Origin of the sequence: Sphingosinicella sp. YJ22, from assembly GCF_011320075.1 — a bacterium.
Lineage (GTDB): Bacteria > Pseudomonadota > Alphaproteobacteria > Sphingomonadales > Sphingomonadaceae > Allosphingosinicella.
Genome location: NZ_JAANPA010000035.1, coordinates 1 through 15339, shown reverse-complemented (window position 1 = coordinate 15339; position 15339 = coordinate 1). Strand labels below are relative to the sequence as shown.

General features: G+C 67.6%; 15 protein-coding genes. 9 read left to right on the top strand and 6 right to left on the bottom strand.

Going from position 1 to position 15339, the window contains the following annotated elements; all coding sequences use genetic code 11:
* The first annotated feature begins 100 nt into the window (after positions 1-100).
* The 7 genes from gatC (at position 101) to G7B71_RS12175 (ending at position 5993) form a co-directional block, all read left to right on the top strand.
* Complete coding sequence (gatC, locus tag G7B71_RS12205) at positions 101-388, top strand: Asp-tRNA(Asn)/Glu-tRNA(Gln) amidotransferase subunit GatC (protein ID WP_166041266.1); 288 nt, start codon at positions 101-103, stop codon at positions 386-388.
* On the top strand, positions 388-1866 hold the full coding sequence (gene gatA / locus G7B71_RS12200; protein WP_166041264.1) for an Asp-tRNA(Asn)/Glu-tRNA(Gln) amidotransferase subunit GatA: 1479 nt from the start codon (positions 388-390) through the stop codon (positions 1864-1866). Before gatC ends, gatA begins: the two co-directional genes overlap by 1 nt.
* Complete coding sequence (gene gatB, locus G7B71_RS12195) at positions 1866-3347, top strand: Asp-tRNA(Asn)/Glu-tRNA(Gln) amidotransferase subunit GatB (protein ID WP_207774791.1); 1482 nt, start codon at positions 1866-1868, stop codon at positions 3345-3347. The genes gatA and gatB overlap by 1 nt, the downstream gene beginning before the upstream one ends.
* A 22-nt stretch (positions 3348-3369) precedes the next feature.
* Positions 3370-3900, top strand: coding sequence for a phosphoribosyltransferase family protein (locus tag G7B71_RS12190; protein WP_166041259.1), 531 nt, complete (start codon positions 3370-3372; stop codon positions 3898-3900).
* A gap of 130 nt (positions 3901-4030) precedes the next feature.
* Positions 4031-5044, top strand: coding sequence for an adenosine deaminase (locus tag G7B71_RS12185; protein WP_166041257.1), 1014 nt, complete (start codon positions 4031-4033; stop codon positions 5042-5044).
* A gap of 52 nt (positions 5045-5096) precedes the next feature.
* On the top strand, positions 5097-5579 hold the full coding sequence (msrB, locus tag G7B71_RS12180) for a peptide-methionine (R)-S-oxide reductase MsrB (RefSeq protein ID WP_166041256.1): 483 nt from the start codon (positions 5097-5099) through the stop codon (positions 5577-5579).
* Positions 5580-5738: 159 nt separating this feature from the next.
* Positions 5739-5993, top strand: coding sequence for a hypothetical protein (locus G7B71_RS12175; RefSeq protein ID WP_207774790.1), 255 nt, complete (start codon positions 5739-5741; stop codon positions 5991-5993).
* A gap of 137 nt (positions 5994-6130) precedes the next feature.
* Here the strand turns inward: G7B71_RS12175 and G7B71_RS12170 are convergent, their stop codons facing one another.
* Entirely contained in the window at positions 6131-6784 is a 654-nt protein-coding gene (locus G7B71_RS12170; RefSeq protein ID WP_166041254.1) for an RNA methyltransferase, read from the bottom strand.
* Between the two features lie 109 nt (positions 6785-6893).
* On the opposite strand from G7B71_RS12170, the gene G7B71_RS12165 reads away from it, so the two are divergent.
* Together G7B71_RS12165 and G7B71_RS12160 are read left to right on the top strand one after the other, a co-directional pair.
* Positions 6894-7307 carry a hypothetical protein gene (locus tag G7B71_RS12165; RefSeq protein ID WP_166041252.1) on the top strand — a complete coding sequence of 138 codons (414 nt, stop codon included), beginning with the start codon at positions 6894-6896 and terminating at the stop codon, positions 7305-7307.
* Positions 7308-7551: 244 nt separating this feature from the next.
* On the top strand, positions 7552-9870 hold the full coding sequence (locus G7B71_RS12160) for a transketolase (RefSeq protein ID WP_166041250.1): 2319 nt from the start codon (positions 7552-7554) through the stop codon (positions 9868-9870).
* Positions 9871-10154: 284 nt separating this feature from the next.
* Here G7B71_RS12160 and G7B71_RS12155 read toward each other — a convergent pair whose 3' ends face one another.
* The 5 genes from G7B71_RS12155 to G7B71_RS12135 all read right to left on the bottom strand — a co-directional run bounded on the left by G7B71_RS12155 (position 10155) and on the right by G7B71_RS12135 (position 15245).
* The gene (locus tag G7B71_RS12155; RefSeq protein WP_207774789.1) at positions 10155-10469 is read right to left on the bottom strand and encodes a DUF202 domain-containing protein; all 315 of its coding nucleotides are present in this window, start codon (positions 10467-10469) and stop codon (positions 10155-10157) included.
* 52 nt (positions 10470-10521) lie between these two features.
* Positions 10522-12663, bottom strand: a complete 2142-nt coding sequence (locus G7B71_RS12150) for a transglycosylase domain-containing protein (RefSeq protein ID WP_207774788.1) — start codon at positions 12661-12663, stop codon at positions 10522-10524.
* On the bottom strand, positions 12656-13792 hold the full coding sequence (locus G7B71_RS12145) for an FAD-dependent oxidoreductase (RefSeq protein WP_166041246.1): 1137 nt from the start codon (positions 13790-13792) through the stop codon (positions 12656-12658). The genes G7B71_RS12150 and G7B71_RS12145 overlap by 8 nt, the downstream gene beginning before the upstream one ends.
* 9 nt (positions 13793-13801) lie before the next feature.
* Positions 13802-14971, bottom strand: a complete 1170-nt coding sequence (gene wecB / locus G7B71_RS12140; protein ID WP_166041244.1) for a UDP-N-acetylglucosamine 2-epimerase (non-hydrolyzing) — start codon at positions 14969-14971, stop codon at positions 13802-13804.
* 70 nt (positions 14972-15041) lie between these two features.
* Positions 15042-15245 carry a hypothetical protein gene (locus G7B71_RS12135; protein WP_166041242.1) on the bottom strand — a complete coding sequence of 68 codons (204 nt, stop codon included), beginning with the start codon at positions 15243-15245 and terminating at the stop codon, positions 15042-15044.
* Positions 15246-15339: the final 94 nt, after the last annotated feature.

Genomic DNA, 15339 nt, shown 5'->3' with positions numbered 1-15339 from the left:
AAGGCGGATGCAAGCCCGCGCTCTCCTTGCCGCACTGCAGCGTGGCTGCTAGCAGCCCGGCAGGGGATCGCGAGCGATCCCGTCTCCAAAAGGTTTTTGAATGTCCGTAGACGCAGCCACCGTGCGCCATATCGCCAAGCTGGCCCGCATCGCGGTCTCCGACGAGGAGGTCGCGGCCCTGGAGCCGGAGCTCAACAACATCCTCGGCTGGATCGAGCAGCTTCAGGAGGTGGATGTGACCGGCGTCCAGCCGATGACCGCCGTCATCCCCAACACGCTGCGCATGCGCCAGGACGTCGTGAACGACGGCGGCATCCGCGACGACGTGCTCGCCAATGCGCCCGTTGCCGAACACGGATTCTTCGCCGTGCCGAAGGTGATCGAATAGTGTCCAACCTCACCGATCTTTCCATCGCCGCGATCCGCGACGGCGTCCGCGACGGCAGCTTCACCGCGCGCGAGGTCGCCGAAGGCTTTATCGCCAATGTCGAGAAGGGCCGCTCGCTCAACGCCTATGTCGTCGAGACGCCGGAGCACGCCCTTGCCGCAGCCGACGCCGCCGACCAGGCCCGCACTTCGGACGACCTCAAGCCGCTTTCGGGCGTGCCGATCGGCATGAAGGATCTGTTCGCCACCAAGGGTGTGCAGACCACCGCGGGCAGCAACATGCTCGGCGGCTTCAAGCCGGTCTACGAGAGCACGGTCAGTCGGAAGCTGTGGGACGCCGGCGCCGGGATGCTCGGCAAGCTCAACATGGACGAGTTCGCGATGGGCTCGTCGAACGAGACCAGCGCCTACGGCCCGGTGATCTCGCCGTGGCGGCGCAATGACGGGGGCAATGCCCCGCTGGCGCCGGGCGGGTCGTCGGGCGGCAGCGCCTCGGCGGTCGCTGCGCGCCTATGCCCGGGCGCGACCGGCACCGACACCGGCGGCTCGATCCGCCAGCCAGCCGCCTTCGTCGGCATCAGCGGCATCAAGCCGACCTACGGCCGCTGCTCGCGCTGGGGCGTCGTCGCCTTCGCCTCCAGCCTCGACCAGGCCGGGCCGATGGCCCGCGACGTCCGCGATTGCGCGATCATGCTCGAGGCGATGAGTGGCTTCGACCCCAAGGATTCGACCTCGCTCGACATGCCCGTGCCGAACTGGGAAGCGGCGCTGAGCAGCGACATCCGCGGCAAGCGCATCGGCATCCCCAGGGAATATCGCATCGACGGCATTCCCGAGGAGATCGGCCGGGTCTGGGACGAGGGCATCGAGCGGATGCGCGACGCCGGTGCGGAGATCGTCGAGGTCTCGCTGCCGCACACGAAGTACGCGCTACCGACCTACTATATCATTGCGCCGGCCGAGGCGTCGTCCAACCTCGCCCGCTACGACGGCGTCCGCTACGGCCTTCGCGGGACGAGCGACGGCGGCATCGACGGCATGTACCAGGCGACCCGTCACGACGGCTTCGGCTCGGAAGTGAAGCGCCGCATCATGATCGGCACCTATGTGCTGTCGGCCGGCTTCTATGACGCTTATTTCAACCAGGCGCAGAAGGTTCGGGCGCTGATCGCGCGCGACTTCGAACGCGTGTTCAACGAGGTCGACCTGATCCTCACGCCGACCGCCCCGAGCGCCGCCTTCGCGCTTGGCGACAAGAGTTCCGACCCGCTCGCCATGTACCTCAACGACGTGTTTGCGGTTCCGGCGAGCCTCGCCGGCCTCCCCGCAATGTCGGTGCCCGCCGGCCTCGACGGCCAAGGCCTGCCGCTCGGCCTTCAGCTGATCGGCCGCCCGTTCGACGAGCAGGGCGTCCTCAACGCCGGCCTCGCTCTGGAAGAGCGCTCCGGCTTCACCCATCGTCCGAAGGCATGGTGGTAATGAGCAGCTATCGTATCCATGGCGCCACCGGCGAGTGGGAGGTCGTGATCGGCCTCGAGGTCCACGCGCAGGTCGTGTCCAACGCCAAGCTCTTCTCCGGCGCCGCGACCGAGTTCGGCGCCGAGCCCAACCAGCAGGTCAGCCTCGTCGACGCGGCGATGCCGGGCATGCTCCCGGTCCTCAACGAGGAGTGCGTCCGCCAGGCCGTGCGCACCGGCATGGCGCTCAATGCGCAGATCAACGCCTGGTCGCGATTCGACCGGAAGAATTATTTCTATCCGGACCTTCCGCAGGGGTACCAGATCAGCCAGCTCTACCACCCGATCGTGGGTGAGGGCGTGATCGAGGTGCTTCTCGACGACAAGGACGAGAGCACCGCCAAGCAGATCGGCATCGAGCGCATCCACCTCGAGCAGGATGCGGGCAAGATGCTTCACGACCAGCATCCGTCTTATTCCTATGTCGACCTTAACCGCTCGGGCGTCGCACTGATGGAGATCGTGTCGAAGCCTGACATGCGTTCTCCCGAGGAAGCAGGGGCTTACGTGCGTAAGCTCAGGTCCATTCTGCGCTATGTCGGCTCGTGCGACGGCAATATGGAGCAGGGCTCGATGCGCGCCGACGTCAATGTCAGCGTGCGCAAGCCCGGCCAGCCGTTCGGCACCCGCACCGAGACCAAGAACGTCAATTCGGTCCGCTTCATCATGGCGGCGATCGAATATGAGGCGAATCGTCAGGTCGAGGTGCTGGAGGAGGGCGGCACCGTCGTCCAGGAGACCCGGCTGTTCGATCCGGATAAGGGCGAAACGCGCAGCCTCCGCTCCAAGGAGGAAGCGCACGACTATCGCTACTTCCCGGATCCGGACCTGCTTCCGGTCGAGCTTTCGGACGCGTTCCTCGACGAATGCCGCGAGACCCTGCCGGAGCTGCCGGACGCCAAGCGTCACCGCTACGAGCAGGAGCTCGGCCTCAGCGCCTACAATGCATCGGTGCTCACCGCCGACGTGACGACCGCGCGCTGGTTCGAGGAATTGCTGGCCGCGACCGGCAAGGCGGGGCCCGAAATCGGCAAGGCGGCTTCCAACTGGGTGATCTCGGACTTGTTCGGCGCCCTGAACCGGCTTGGCCGCGACATCACCGACAGCCCGGTCTCGCCCAAGCAGGGCGCCGACCTGCTTGGCCTGGTCGCCGACGGCACCCTGTCGGGCACGCTCGCCAAGCAGGTGTTCGAGATTATGCTCGAGACCGGCCAGGACCCGGGTAGAATCGTCGAGGAGCGCGGCCTCAAGCAGACCAGCGACACCGGCGCCATCGACAAGGTCATCGCCGAGATCATGGCCGCCAACGAGGACAAGGTCGCCGAATATCGCGGCGGCAAGGACAAATTGTTCGGCTTCTTCGTCGGCCAGACCATGAAGGCGATGGCCGGCAAGGCCAATCCACAGGTCGTCAACGAGCTGCTCAAGAAGGCGCTCGGCTGAGCCTGAGAAGAGGAGGGGATCGATGTCCACGAGTGCGAACCCCGAACTCTACTATGTCCCCTATGAGGCGTTCCTGAGCGACCTCGAGGCGATCGCGCGCAAGCTCGACGCCGACCCCTGGAAGCCCGACTTCCTCGTCGGCGTCGGCCGCGGCGGCCTCGTGCCCGCGGCCTATCTCTCGCACCGCACGGGAATCACCATGCTCTCGGTCGACCACAGCTCCGGCGACGCCGCGTTCGCCGACGAGTTGCTCGAGAAGCTCGCCGCCAAGAGCCGCGAGGGCTCCAAGATCCTGATCGTCGACGACATCAACGACAGCGGCTCGACCATCGCCTACCTTCGCGACGTCCTCGCCAGCCACGGCTGCCGCGAGGAGCATATCCGCGTCGCCGTGCTGGTGAACAACGTGAGCTCCAAGGCCCGCGTCGAATATGCCGGCACCGACATGGACCGCTCCGCCGACAAGCGCTGGTTCGTCTTCCCGTGGGAAGCGGTGGCGACCGCCGAGCACATCCTCGGCGACGCGACCGAGGTCCCCGAGCGGCTGGCCTAAGAGCAAAACACAAACCCCTCCGCTCGTCCTGAGCGAAGTCGAAGGGCGTCCACACCAACCTTTGCCCAGCGCCCCTCGACTTCGCTCGGGACGAGCGGGTAGCTTCGGGTCCGATACGAGGGGACCGCACATGACCGATCTCGCCGCCTTCATCGCCGGCCTGCCCAAGGCCGAGCTTCACATGCATATCGAGGGCAGCCTCGAGCCCGAGCTGATGTTCGCTCTCGCCAGGCGCAACGGCGTCGACATCCCGTTCAACAGCGTGGAGGAGGTCCGCGCCGCCTACAGCTTCTCGAATCTTCAGGACTTCCTCGACATCTATTATCAGGGCGCCAACGTCCTCCAGACCGAGGAGGATTTCCGCGACCTCGCGATGGCCTATTTCGACCGCGCCGCCGCCGACTCGGTGGTCCACGCGGAAATCTTCTTCGACCCCCAGACCCATACCGACCGCGGCATCCCCTTCGACACCGCGATCAAGGGCCTACTCGCCGGAATGGACGAGGCCAGGGCGAGGCACGGCATTACCTCAAGGCTGATCCTCTGCTTCCTCCGTCATCTCTCCGAGGAAGCGGCGTTCGAGACGCTGACGCAAGCCGAGCCCTGGCTCGACCGCATCGAGGCGGTCGGCCTCGACAGCTCCGAGCTCGGCCACCCGCCGAGCAAGTTCGAGCGCGTGTTCGCCCGTGCCGCCGAGCTCGGCCTCAAGCGCGTGGCCCATGCCGGCGAGGAGGGCCCCGCCGACTACGTCTGGGAAGCGCTCGACCTCTTGCACATCGACCGCCTCGACCACGGCAATCGCAGCCTCGATGATTCCGCGCTGGTTCGCCGCCTCGCCGACGAGCAGATGACTCTGACCGTCTGCCCGCTCTCCAACCTCAAGCTCTGCGTCGTTCCCAGCATGGACGTCCACCCGGTCGACCGGATGCTCCGCGAAGGCCTTCGCGTCACCCTCAACTCCGACGACCCCGCTTATTTCGGCGGCTACGTGAACGACAATTTCCGCGCCGCCGCGGAGGCGAGGGGCCTCGGCCGCGACGACCTCGTCACGCTCGCCCGCAACAGCTTCCTCGGCTCCTTCCTGCCGAAGGACGAGGTCGACGCGCATCTCGCCAACCTTGAGGCCTACGCCGCGGCCAACTGATGCAAGGTCGGGCGGGAGCGCCTATGTCGGGCGCGAAAGCTGGAGATCCGCAATGACCGACACCGCCGCCATGACTTTCGACCTGACGCCGCCGACCGACCAGCAGCGGCAGGAGCTGGAAGCGACGCTTACGCAGGACGAGGCGAGGGTGCTTCTCAACCACGGCACCGAGGCGCCGTTTTGCGGCGTCTTCCTCCAGGAGAAAAGACCCGGCGTCTACACCTGCCGCCTGTGCGGCCTGCCGCTGTTCAACGGCGGCGCAAAGTTCGAGAGCGGCACCGGCTGGCCGAGCTTCACCAGCCCCTATGCGGAGGGCCATCTCGAGACCATCCGCGACACCAGTTACGGAATGGTCCGCACCGAGATCGTCTGCGGCCGCTGCGGCAGCCACCAGGGCCATGTCTTCGACGACGGCCCGCCGCCGACCGGCCTGCGTTTCTGCATCAACTCGGTCAGCCTTGAGTTCACGCCGAACGGCGAGCCGCTCCCCGACAAGCTCGGCCGCGGCGCGCCGGAAGGCGAGTCGCTCGGCTAACTCTCTGGAATTTGGTCGCTTGGCCTTGCCGGCTGCGGCCTTGGTCGGGCCGAGACGCGCCTTTGGCGCCCTGATCGCCTGAACTGATCATTTCGTCGACGTTCATGCACGGCTCACCGGCGCCTCATATACTGAGGGCAGTGAAAGGGAGTGAGTTTCATGTCGAACGTCATCTCGATCAGCGACGTGCGCGGTCCGATCAACCCGGCAATCCGGGGCTATCAGCCGGTCTACCACGCGCATGAGGTCAATCGCTGCCCCGGCTGCGGTCGGACCCACTGGCTGATCGGCCGCCTGCTCGCGGAATGCGCCTTCTGCGCGACCGCTCTGCCGCTGGCGGACGGAGGCACGACCGGCGAAGGCCTGTTCCGGCGCAACCACCGCGTTGCGGGCGACGAGCAGATCGCGGCCTAAGCGATACGATCTTCAGAGTTCGCGCGGGGAGGCGCGACAACGGGCCCGGACGCTAGCTTCCCGTCCGGGCCCGACTGCTTTTCGGCGTCATCGCCATCCCAGTCTGCCGCCGTCTGCTTTCGACCCATTGCGGACGTTCACGAGGTCTGATGGTTTGGCATGATCACTGTGGGCAGTGGAGTCTTGCGTTCACCTCTTCGCTTACGCAGCCTGAACCGGCTTTGATATTCGCGCCTCTGCTTTGCTACTTCGTAGAGGACGATGCCAGAGCTGGTGCCGAGATTGAGGCTCTCGATCATGCCAAACATCGGGATGCTGACGCACATCTCGCTCCGCTCAACGGCACGATCACTGATCCCCAGGGCCTCGCTACCGAACCAGACCGCCAGCTTGCTGTGCTCTGTAAAATCGCCCTCGTGGAGGAAGATGCACCTCTTGCCCTTGACGTGCGGTGACGTGACGATCGACTTGAACCCCTTTCTTTCGAGATGGTCAAAGCAATCATCGGTGCTGTCGAAGCGCTTAACGAACGTCCATTTTACCGCTGAGACCGAGGTCTTCGAGACGGACTTGCGCTCTCGTAAATCCTGCCAGTCGTCAGGCAGCGAGCGGCGGGGATCAACGACGTAGACCTTCTCCACGCCAAGGGCGTTCACGTTACGAATCACGGTCCCGATGTTCTTCACGTCGGTAGGGTTCTCGATCACGGCAATGAGATGCTTGCACTGAAACGGTTTGATCTCCTCCGCCCGCTTCCGGACCGTCGGCTTGGATGCTGCTGGTTCTTCCATAACCGCAGCCTACTACAGTGATGTCCACTTTCCACCCAAAGCGGACACTCGGGTCCCCTAGTCGCGGCATTTTCCTACAGCATGTCGTTCATGATATGTTCGGCGAATCATGTCGCTGGCACCCTTTCTTCACTTCACGCCCGTGCCGCTCAAGCCGCGTCACGACGGCTGGTCGCCCGAGCTGCAATTCCGCTTCATCCTCCTGCTTGCCCGCTGCGGTTCGGTTGCGGAGGCGGCGGGCCGGGTCGGCAAGAGCCGGGCGACAGCCTACGACCTGCGCGGCCGGCCCGGCGCAGAGAGTTTCGCCGTGGTGTGGGATGCCGCACTCGCCCATGCGCGGCACGCCCGCATCGCTGCGGCCGCGGCTTGGGCACCGCCGCCATCGCCCGTCCGGCGACCGCCCGGCACCCGCGGCCTGCTTCCCGGCAGCCCGGAGCGGCAGGCTTTCGACCGCCTGCTCGACGCGCTTTATCCGCCCGGGACAGGCAAAACCGACAGAGCTGACGAAGCGGACCGGAGATGAATGGCATGTGTCGGTCTGTCGGCTTCATCTGTCAGCTTTGGTCGCCGGAGCGGTTGCGAGGCAGGCGGACCCGCCTGCCGGCCCGGCAAGCGCGACCATCAATGAATCCAGATCGGTTTTGCGCCAGCAAATCCGATCTTAGGCGGTTGCGAGGCAGGCGGACCCGCCTGCCGGCCCGGCAAGCGCGACCTTCAAGGAACGCAGATCGGTTTTGCGTCAGCAAAATCCGATCTAAGGCGGCGCCATGCTGAAGAAGACCGCTACGCCCGACATCGACGCCCTCAACCTGATCGAGGAGCGGCTGCGCTGGCTCGCCTCCTGGACGATCCACAACGCCAACCACATTCGCGAGAGCGCGGACGGGCTGAAGGTCGGCGGCCACCAGGCGAGCTGCGCCTCGATGACCGCGATCATGGCGGCGCTCTACTTCCATGCGCTCGGGCCGAACGACAAGGTCGCGGTGAAGCCCCACGCCGGCCCGGTGCTCCACGCCGCCCACTATCTGATGGGCAGCCAGAGCCGCGAGCAACTCGAGAATTTCCGCGGGTTCGGCGGCATGCAGTCCTATCCGAGCCGGACCAAGGACAAGATCCCGGTCGATTTCTCGACGGGCTCGGTCGGCCTCGGGGTCGCGGTCACCGCCTTCGCCAGCCTCATCCAGGATTATCTCGTCGCCCACGGCCTGATGGACCCGGCCGAGACGGGCCGGATGGTCGCGCTGATGGGCGATGCCGAGCTCGACGAGGGCAATATCTACGAATGCCTGATCGAGGCGGCCAAGCACGACATCCGCAATTGCTGGTGGATCGTCGACTATAACCGCCAGAGCCTCGACGCGACGACCGCGGACCGCATGTTCCGCCGCTTCGACGAGATTTTCGCGGCGTGCGGCTGGCGCGTCGCCACGCTCAAATATGGCAAGGCCATGGAAGCCGCCTTCGCCGAGCCGGGCGGCGAAGCGCTCAAGGCCTGGATCGATGACGCGCCCAACGCCGACTATGCCGCGCTCACCTACCTCGGCGGCGCCGCCTGGCGCGAGCGGCTCCTCAAGGACGCGCCGGAGACGAAGCCGCTCCTCGACGCGCGCGACGACGACGCTCTCCAGGCGCTGATGACCAATCTCGCCGGCCACGACATGGCGAGCCTCGTCGAGGCGTTCGACGCGGCTCAGGACGACGTGCCGACGCTGTTCATCGTCTATACGATCAAGGGCTTCGGCCTGCCGTTCGCCGGCCACAAGGACAACCATGCCGGCCTGATGAACCCCGGCCAGGTCGCCGCTCTGCGCGAGCAGATGGGCGTGGCCGAGGGCGAGGAATGGGAGCCCTGGGCCGGCCTTGGCGGCAACAGCGCCGAGGCGGCGCGCAACCTCGTCGAGTCCAGCCGCGTCGCCCGCGATAAGCGCCCGCGCCCGTGGAACGTCGCCGACGTGCCGGCGATCGCGCCGCCGTCGGGCGATGAGCAATCCACCCAGGCCGCGTTCGGCAAGATCCTCAACGAGCTTGCCAAGGCGGGCGGCGCGCTCGCGGACCGAATCGTCACCACCTCGCCCGACGTCACCGTCTCGACCAATCTCGGCGGCTTCGTGAACCAGCGCGGCCTGTTCCGCCGCCAGGAGCTGGCCGACGTGTTCGCCGCCGCCAAGATCCCCTCGGCGCAGAAATGGGCCGGGCGCCCGGCGGGCCAGCATATCGAGCTCGGAATCGCCGAGAACAACCTGTTCCTGATGCTCGCCGCGATCGGCCTCGCTGGCGACCTCTTCGGCGAACGCCTGTTCCCGATCGGCACCGTCTACGACCCGTTCATCGCCCGCGGCCTCGATGCCCTCAATTACGCCTGTTACCAGGACGCGCGCTTCATGCTGGTCGCGACCCCGTCGGGCGTGACTCTCGGGCCGGAGGGCGGCGCCCACCAGTCGATCAACCCGCCGCTGATCGCGCTCGGCCAGCCGGGCCTTCGCCATTACGAGCCCGCCTTCGTCGATGAGCTGGCGCTCCTCATGGAAGAGAGCTTCCGCCTGATGCAGCGCGAGGACGGCGAGAGCGTCTATTTCCGACTCACCACCCGCACGATCCGCCAGATCGAGCGCGCCGACGACAGCTGGAAGGCCGGCGCAATTGCCGGCGGCTACTGGCTGCGCGAGCCGGCGCCGGGCGCGGAAGCGGCGATCGTCTATTCGGGCGCCATCGCGCCGGAAGCGCTCGCCGCCTGGGACGCGCTCAGCGAGGATTTGCCGGGCCTTGGCCTTCTCGCCATTACCTCCCCCGACCTGCTCCACCGCGGCTGGAGCGCCCGCCAGACCGCCCGCTGGAGCGGCAAGGCGAGCGAACCGAGCCACGTCGAGAAGCTTCTGTCACCGCTCTCGCGCGAGGCCGGTCTGGTGACCCTCATCGACGGCGCACCGGCGTCGCTGAGCTGGCTCGGCGGAGTGGTGGGCCACAAGGTCAGTCCGCTCGGCATCGACCGCTTCGGCCAGACCGGCAACCTGCCCGATCTCTATCGCGCCTATCGCCTCGACGTGGACGCGGTGGTCGAGGCGGCGGCGGATCTGTTCCTCGCATGATCGCCCGGAACAATGGCCCCGCTGCCGCGCTCTTCAGCCAAGCAATCGGGAGGAAAGACGCATGATCCGCCAGCTCATCCGGGCCGAAGTCGGGCGGCGCATCGGCCAGCGAGTCACCGCCAATCATAGCGGCGTTGGCGGGGCCCTCATCGGCCTCGCCGGGCCAGCGCTCCTCCGCCGTATGTCGATGCGAACCGGCCTGCTGGTCGCCGGCGCCTATGCGGCCAAGAAGCTCTATGACAAGAAGCGGGAGATGGACCGTACGCGGATGCCGCTCGGGCGGGTCACTCGAAGCGGGCCAGCCACAATGCCGCGATCAGCGACGCCGCGCCTAGCGACAGAATCCACGTCGTTAATTCAAGCGTGAGCACCCCCGCCGGCTTCACTTCGTGAGGGTTGATCCGCCGCAGCACCGTACAGGCGTTGCGGCGGGCGAGCGTGAAAACGAGGATGCCGATCGCGACGAAGGCCGTCGCGATCGCTTTGGGCACCCACGCGGGTTCCATCCTCTCGAACAAGGCCTGAAAGGCGAGGCCGACGGCGACGCAGCCGAGGCCGGTGCGGAGCCAGCCCGCGAATGTTCGCTCGTTGGCGAGCACGGTGCGATCCTCGGCGAGGTCCGTCCGCTCCTGTGCCCCGGAACCACCCATGCTAGCGCCCTGTCGGCCGCGGCTGGTCGACCGGCCTGTCTCCGCTCGGGGGGCGAACCTCGGGCTGGCGCGGCTGTGTGGGCTGCGGACCTGACGGCGGCGGCCCAGCCGGCGGCTGCCGGACCGGCGGGGTGCCCGGCTGTTGTTGGGTCGGCTGCGGCTCACCCTGCTGCGGCGGAGGCGCGTCCGGATCGAACGGGATCACTTCGATCGGCTGACCGTCCGGCCCGAGGAACGGGGAGGCGTTCGGGTCGACGGCGTTGGTCGGCTCTTCCTGGATCGGCGCGGCTTGCGGGGCGGAGGCCGGGGCGGCGGGGGTCACGTCGAGGGCTCCCGTCATGAAGCTGCGCCAGATTCGCGCGGGCAGGGCGCCGCCAGTGATTCCGGGCAGCGGACGGTTGTCGTCATTGCCGATCCACACGCCGACGACGAGGTCGCCGGCGAAGCCGATGAACAGCGCGTCGCGATAGTCCTGGGTGGTGCCGGTCTTGCCGAACGTCGGCACGGACAGGTTCGCGGTGGTGCCCGTGCCGCGCTGGACGACGCCCGCGAGGAGGTCGCGCATCGGCGCGAAGGCACGGTCGCGCTGGAGGTTGCGCCGCTCGGTGGGAAACCAGTCGCCGAACCAGCTCTCGCCGGACGCGCGTTCGGCAAGCCCGTTCGGCACCACCGGATAGCCGTCGGCGGCGACCGCGGCATAGGCGGCGGTCATTTCGATCAGCGTGGTGCTGGCGGTGCCCAGCGGCAGGCTGGGATGGGCGGGAAGCGGGCTGGTGACTCCGAGGTCGCGGGCGGCGCGGATCACCTCATCGAGACCGACCGCCTGCGAGATTCGGACCGTGGCGACGTTGCTCGACCGGGCGAACGCCTCGGCGAGCGGGATCGTGCCCGCATAGCTCTCCCCATAATTTTGCGGGCTCCAGTCGCCGAGGGTCAGCGGGGTGTCGGCGACCGGCGTGCCCGGCGAATAGCCGCGCCGAAGCGCTGCAAGATAAGTGAACAGCTTGAAGGTCGAGCCGGACTGGCGCCGCGCCTGGGTGGCGCGATTGAAGGCGTTCTGGGCGTAATTCTTGCCACCGACCATGGCGACGACGCTGCCGTCGGTGCGCATGGCGACCAGAGCCGCCTGGGCGCGGCCGAGACCGGCGCCGCGGATTGTTCGCTCGGCGAGGCGCTGGAGATCCATGTCGAGCGTGGTGCGGATCTCGCGCTCGCCATAGGTCTCCTCGTCCTCGACCTGGCCGGTCTCGGCGAGCACCCAGTCGGCGAAATAGGTGCCGGTCGGGGTGCGGTCGCGCGGAGCAACACGCAGCCGCGCCGGACGCAGCGCCCGCCGCTCGCGTTCGGAAATGAAGCCTGCCTCGACCATGCGGCGCCCGACCAGAGCTCCGCGCTCGCGCGCTTCCTCGAGATTGCGGGTCGGCGCGAGCCGCGACGGCGCGTTGACCACGCCGGCAAGCATTGCCGCCTGCGCCATGGTCAGCTCTTCCGGCGGAACCGAGAAATAATGGTGGGCGGCGGCGCGCAGCCCATAGACGTTGTCGCCGAAATAGACGTTGGACAGATAGCGGCTGAGGATGTCCTCCTTGGACAGCCATGCCTCCAGCCACAGCGCGATGAAGGCTTCCTGAATCTTGCGCGTTCCGGTCCGGTCGGCGCCGGTGAAGCTGGTCTTGGCGAGCTGCTGGGTGATCGTGCTGCCGCCCTCGACCATGCGGCCCGAACTCAGATTGCGCGCCATCGCTCGGGCAAGGCCCCAGGGGTCGATTCCGACATGGCGGAAGAAGCGGCGGTCCTCGACCGCGATGAAGGCCTGGGCGACGTGCGGCGGGAGTTGCGTCACGTCGACCGCGTTCTCGATGATCGCCCCGCGCCGCGCGATCGTCTCGCCGTTCGAGGCGAGCACGACCAGGCTCGGCGCGCCGAGCGGCTGAAGCGAGCGGTTGAGCGGCGCGGTGAAGGTCAGCCAGGCGACCAGCAAAGCGAACAGGACGAGCAGCGCCTTGAGAGTAAGGCTGAACCAGCGTGGCCAGCGGTGAGCGCTCGTCGGGTGTGGATCCTCCGGCTCGGGGATGTCGAGCCAGTCGGTGTCGTCGTCCATGGCATAGGCCTGGCGCGCTCGGCTTGGATAATCGTCAGCCATGGATCAGTCGTTCGGGCCCCAGGACATGGGGGGAAATGCCAAGCGCCGCAAGCTGTTCCGGCCATGCCGCGGATAAGATGAGCGCCGCCGCCGCTTCGGCCATTGCCGGCGCGGTCTGCAGGCCGAAGCCGCCTTGCCCGGCCAGCCAGAAGAAGCCCGGGACGCGAGGATCGAATCCGGCGACCGGCGTTCGGTCGGATGCGAAGGTGCGCAGACCGGCCCAGCGATGCTGGACCCGGGGCACCGCGAGCGTCGTATATTCCTCGACCTTCCAGGCAGCTAGGGCGATGTCATAGTCCTCCGGCTGGGCGTCGCAGGGATCGTCGGGCACCTCGTCGACCGGCGAGGCGGCGAGGCGGCCGCCTTCGGGAAGGATATAGAAGTCGTCAACCGCGGTCTTGACGAACGGCCATCCGGCGACATCGGCGCCGCCGGGCGGATCGACGATGATGATAGTGCGGCGCAGCGGGCGCAGACCCAGCGGCGCGACGTTCGCCATGCGCGCGATGCCGTCGGCCCAGGCCCCGGCGGCATTGACCAGGATCGGCGCGGCGAGACGATCGCCGGTATCGGTCACAACTGCCCATCCGCCACGCTGAGGCGCCACCGATGCGACCCGCGCCTCGGCCAGCACCTTGCCGCCGCGCGAACGGATGGTGCGTGCATAGCCCTGAAGCAGCGCGTCGGCGTCGAGGCGCAGGCCATCTGCGTCGACGATGCCCGCGACAACGGCCCCCGGACCGGTGCGCAGCGGCGGAAACAGCGACACCATCTCCGCCTCGCCGACACGCCGGACGCCGGGTGCGTGCTGCCTCATCGCGTCCTCGAGCGTGTCGAGCGTCGCGAGCATCGCTTCGGTGGCGATGAACAGCGCCGTTGCCGTGCGGGCGATGGGGGCTTCGCTGAAGCCGTCCGGCGGCTGCTTGAAAAAGTCGCGGCTCGCCGCCGTGAGGCCGCGAACGATCTCGTTGCCGATGCCGAAATGGCTGAACGTGGCGCTGCGGCCCGAACTGTGGTGACCTAGCGAGCCCTCGGCTTCAAGCACGGTGACCCTGCGCTGCCCTGACAGAGCGGCGGCGAGCGACAGCCCGGCCACCCCGCCGCCGACGATCAGGACATCCGATTCCACAGGGTCGCTTTAGCCGACCAGCCGAATAGGAACAGGGGGTGCTTGCGAGCCCGACACCTCGAAAGAGGGGACAGGCCGACCCAGCAATGCCGCGACGATGCGTTCGGAGGCGCGGCCGTCGCCGAACGGATTTGGGTCGACCGAGTGGAGCGGCCGCAGCCGAAGCTGCTCGAGCTCGGCCTCCGTCGCAGCGATGACGGCGTCAGTCGCGGTCCCGGCTAGCCGGGCGAGGCCCGCCGCCACGGCTTCGGGGCGATCGGTCACAGTTCTCAGCACAAGCGCCGGCTTGCCCAGCGTCGCCGCGTCCTCCTGCACCCCGCCTGAGTCGGTGAGGATCAGGTCGGCGCGTTGAATGAGGCGGACCATCGCAGGGAAGGGCAGGGGATCGACCAGGGTGATGCCGGCGCGATTGGCGAGGATCGCGCGGACCGGTCCGGCAACTTCAGGATTGGGATGCACCGGCAAGACGATGTGCGCCCGCCCCGCCGCGATGCGCGCGAGGGCTGCGCAGATTTGGCGCAGGGGTTCGCCGAAGCTCTCGCGGCGGTGGATCGTGGCGAGCAGCAGCGGGCGGTCGCCGGGAAGGGCGGGCATCGCTGCGTCCGCCGCCAGCCGCAGCTTGCGGTCGTGCGCGAGCCGACCGAGGATCCAATGCACGGCGTCGACGCCGCTGTTGCCGGTCACCAAGACCGATTTGCGGACCGCGCCGTGGAGGTTCGCCGCGGCCGCGGCCGTGGGAGCCAAGAGCTGGTCGGCGATGGCGTCGATGGTCTGGCGATAACCTTCCTCTGGCCATGGATTGGTGGTGTCGAACGTGCGCAGCCCCGCCTCGACATGGGCGACCGGGATGCGCCGCTGGAAGGCGGCCAGCGCGCCGGCAAGCGCGGAGACCGTATCGCCCTGCACGACCACCCTGTCCGGCTGCTCCGCAGCCAGCACGCGGCCGAGGGCGATCATCGCTCGGGCGAAAAATCCGTTCAGCGATTGCTCCGGTGCCATGAGGCGTAGGTCGATGTCGGGCGCAATATCGAAAACGGCGAGTGACTGTCCGAGCAGCTCACGATGCTGTCCAGTGACGCACAGACGAGAACTGACAGCCTCGCAAGTCGCGAGCGCCCGCAGGACAGGCGCCATCTTGATGGCTTCGGGACGTGTCCCGATCACGGTCAGCAATTTCATGCTTGCCCCCGCCCGGCACCTGGCCGGACGGGGATCAAAGCACAAATATTAGTCCAGGTGAAGGGCCGACCTAGCGGCGGCCGCGAGCGTCGGCCTGGCCGGCGAGGTAGGCGGCACAGTTCGTGCGGATGGTCGCGCTTTCATCGGCCGACAGCGAGTAAGCCCGCGCGAGCGTCGACAGGAATTGCGCCGGATTGTCCTGTCCCCCGGCAGCGCGGCAGATGGTGGTGATCGTCGACAGGTCGAGCCCGTTGCCGCCCGAGGCGCGCCGCACCGGCGAGCGCTGCGTCGTCGTTGCGACGGCCGGGCGGCAACGGGCTCGAGCTAGAGCGGAAGAGCACACGGCTGAGCTCCGGCCACGGGGAACG